Genomic DNA, 3,111 nt, shown 5'->3' with positions numbered 1-3,111 from the left:
TGGCCAGCTAAATACAATACTATCATACACGAATGACAAATATAACCTATTTTCGCAGAAAAGTTTTTCTGTGGCCTATAATTGGCCTAAATTTGGTCCTTGAAGTGGCCCAACACTCGACTTTTCATATGGTAAATTTGTATCATTGAAAATCAAATAAGGAACACATCGCAGCTTTTCAGCCTCGGTGAATCAGGTCGGCCAATGTGTCGGCCTTTTTGATTTCTCAAAAAAATCATTTCAGGAGGACATGATTGTGTCTACTACACAACCACGTTTCGCATTTTTAAGTAAGGACGGCATCCTGCGCTTGCATGATGAGGAGCACGCCGCACAACATGGCAATCACGTGCTAACATCTTTAACTGATGATGAGAGCGGCTACCCGGTCGTTGAGGGCCAAGGCGATGTATATTATGCCTACGAGGATAAAGCCTACATCAAGGGCAACAAAGGTGACGGCCAACTCATCCCAACACCGCCAGTGCTCAAACAGATCGCAGCAGAGCTCCTGTAATTCAGCAATATCCAGAGGCACTTCCCGAGTTATTCCGGGGCTTTATGGCACGTGCAGACGGCAAGGAACCAGTCAATCAACGGAAACAATAACAGCCTGGTCAGAACCCTTGTGCGATTCAATTCCGCAACGTGTCTTCTATTCATTTCGATGGGAGCGGTACTTGTGAAATTTCAATCCACGCACTCATATAGAGTGCGACAATGACTCCCCAAGCTACCCCGAACCAGATCAAGAATTTCAATCCACGCACTCCATACAGAGTGCGACGTGATAGACGATGCATATGCAAACTCGCGTCAAGGATTTCAATCCACGCACTCCATACAGAGTGCGACTATCTTAGGTCCAATCCTGCTCACGCTGCCGAAATGAATTTCAATCCACGCACTCCATACAGAGTGCGACCAATTGCTCTTTTACATGATTTTCTAACTCTTTACGATTTCAATCCACGCACTCCATACAGAGTGCGACCAGATCCCATTTCGGAATGTCAAAAACCACACGCATATTTCAATCCACGCACTCCATACAGAGTGCGACTCCAGGAAAGACCGTCCTTCCAGTGTGCTGGTTAATTTCAATCCACGCACTCCATACAGAGTGCGACGATTGTATGGTGGTCAATATGCAGCAACAAGTGCAATATTTCAATCCACGCACTCCATACAGAGTGCGACCGTTTACCTTGTCCAGGGCGGTCTATTTCCGTTTATGATTTCAATCCACGCACTCCATACAGAGTGCGACGATACTCGCCAAGAAAGTGGAAGTAACGCAGGAGATTTCAATCCACGCACTCCATACAGAGTGCGACAACAGCAGCCACACCACAGCCAGTAATATGTAAGATTTCAATCCACGCACTCCATACAGAGTGCGACGTGGTTCTGATGGCGGTACAACGCCTATAACACCAAAAATTTCAATCCACGCACTCCATACAGAGTGCGACGATATATCCCCGTACCCCGACGTGTCGTTATTATATTTCAATCCACGCACTCATATAGAGTGCGACTACGATCTTTCCGGCGCTGCTGCTGTACAAGAAAATTATTTCAATCCACGCACTCATATAGAGTGCGACAGCGAAAATGCAGTAATTAATATCCTAATGATATCAATTCCACACATTGTCGCAAAAACTGATGCCAAAAAGGCTTGAGTCAACCATTGACTTTTACTGAAGGTAACTGATTTAATTGCTTTTCGACAAATTTCGAGGTGCGAAGGACCCGGGGTTTTTATGTGAGCTTCACATTCGCACCTTATAAAATTAGTGGGCTTTCCATATCGTAAGCTTCCTTTGCCCCTATATGCTCTACTTTCTTCTTGTAGTTATCTCCTAAGTTGTAGAAGCGCAAGCTGTCTTCTTTTGGGTCTATTAATTCTTCGAGTTCATACTTTAAGCTGCGGAACTGGGTCGAGTCCAAAATACATTCAAACACAGAATTTTGCACCCTTTGTCCGTGATCTACGCACTTTTTCGCAACCTTTGCCAGTCTTTTTCTACCTTCTCTGTCTACTGTGCTTACATCATACGTGATCAAAATGAGCAAGTGTTCACACCTACTTCCACAAAAATGGAGGGTACTCGTCCAGATCTCCCCGAATATATCTAGCCAAGAGCAAAGCCTGTGAATAGGGCACCAGTCCCCAAGACATTTTCTCATTCAAATAAGGATGAATCATTTTTTCCTGTTTTCGTTCTTGCCATGCCTTCAATACGATTTTCCTCGTATCATCGTCCATCATCACAGCCCCGTTTTCTTTTTTGTAAAATCCTTTCCCATGAATCAATTTTTTGTTAATCAATGTAAGGACAAAACGGTCGGCATATACTCCTCGAAGCTCTTCCATCACATCCAGTGCCAAGGAGGCTCGCCCTGGACGATCTCGATGCAGAAAACCTACATAAGCATCCAGACCGACAGCTTCCAGTGCAGATTTCATATCGTTGGATAACAGTGTATAGGCAAAAGATAATAGGGCATTCACATTATCTAGCGGCGGGCGCTTATGGCGCCCATGGAAGTAAAAATCATCTTTTTGCTGCAAGATCAGCTCATCCCACACGGAATTGTACTGAACTGCCGCCGTCCCCTCCAAACCGCGTAAAATGTCCAGTTCCTCCACTTCTCGGACTTGCTTCATGATCTCTGTCAAAGAAGCGGTCACCTTCTTCATGCGTTCCGTATCAATACGAAGTGGATAATCCCTCGTTGCCCGTTCCAAAATCCATTTATGGTTATATATTTTGCCTATAATCATATTTCTGGCTACAAGAGCACTTCTTCTATCATCATCGGAAATCCGGTACTGTTCTTTTCTAAGTACCACATTTCCCCGGCTTTCCCCGGTAACTCTCGCCAAGAAGCGTCCGCTTCGTGTCATAAAGGTTAGGTCTATATTGCGTGTTGCACAAGCTCCCATGAGGCCTGGACTGACCCCTGAATAGCCAAAAGTGCAAACCGCCTCCAAATTGTGCAAAGGATACCGTGCAAGAATGGACTCTTCTTGTTTGACCACGATATTTTCCCCATCTAGTGACAAGTACGTATCTGGCATGGTCACAAATAATGTGTTTA

Annotated in this window: 3 protein-coding genes and 1 CRISPR repeat array; of the genes, 1 reads left to right on the top strand and 2 read right to left on the bottom strand. The window is 44.8% G+C overall.

Annotated elements, in window-relative coordinates:
• The first annotated feature begins 250 nt into the window (after nucleotides 1-250).
• Nucleotides 251-517 carry a hypothetical protein gene (locus GRP75_RS22760; protein ID WP_034095017.1) on the top strand — a complete coding sequence of 89 codons (267 nt, stop codon included), beginning with the start codon at nucleotides 251-253 and terminating at the stop codon, nucleotides 515-517.
• 237 nt (nucleotides 518-754) lie between these two features.
• Nucleotides 755-1,475: direct repeats of the CRISPR family, unit length 33 nt; unit sequence ATTTCAATCCACGCACTCCATACAGAGTGCGAC.
• A gap of 316 nt (nucleotides 1,476-1,791) precedes the next feature.
• Here GRP75_RS22760 and cas2 read toward each other — a convergent pair.
• Together cas2 and cas1c are read right to left on the bottom strand one after the other, a co-directional pair.
• Nucleotides 1,792-2,082, bottom strand: a complete 291-nt coding sequence (gene cas2 / locus GRP75_RS22755) for a CRISPR-associated endonuclease Cas2 (protein WP_023988276.1) — start codon at nucleotides 2,080-2,082, stop codon at nucleotides 1,792-1,794.
• 10 nt (nucleotides 2,083-2,092) lie between these two features.
• Nucleotides 2,093-3,111, bottom strand: a 1,019-nt coding sequence (gene cas1c, locus GRP75_RS22750; protein ID WP_160790439.1) for a type I-C CRISPR-associated endonuclease Cas1c, incomplete at its 5' end; no start/stop codon positions are given.

The organism is Paenibacillus sp. OT2-17 (assembly GCF_009827695.1).
Lineage (GTDB): Bacteria > Bacillota > Bacilli > Paenibacillales > Paenibacillaceae > Paenibacillus > Paenibacillus polymyxa_B.
This window is presented reverse-complemented; position numbering and strand designations above follow the sequence as displayed.

Bases quoted from the DNA above. Each gene is read 5' to 3' on its own strand.
- GRP75_RS22760 (WP_034095017.1), top strand. From the start codon at position 251: ATGATTGTGTCTACTACACAACCACGTTTCGCATTTTTAAGTAAGGAC.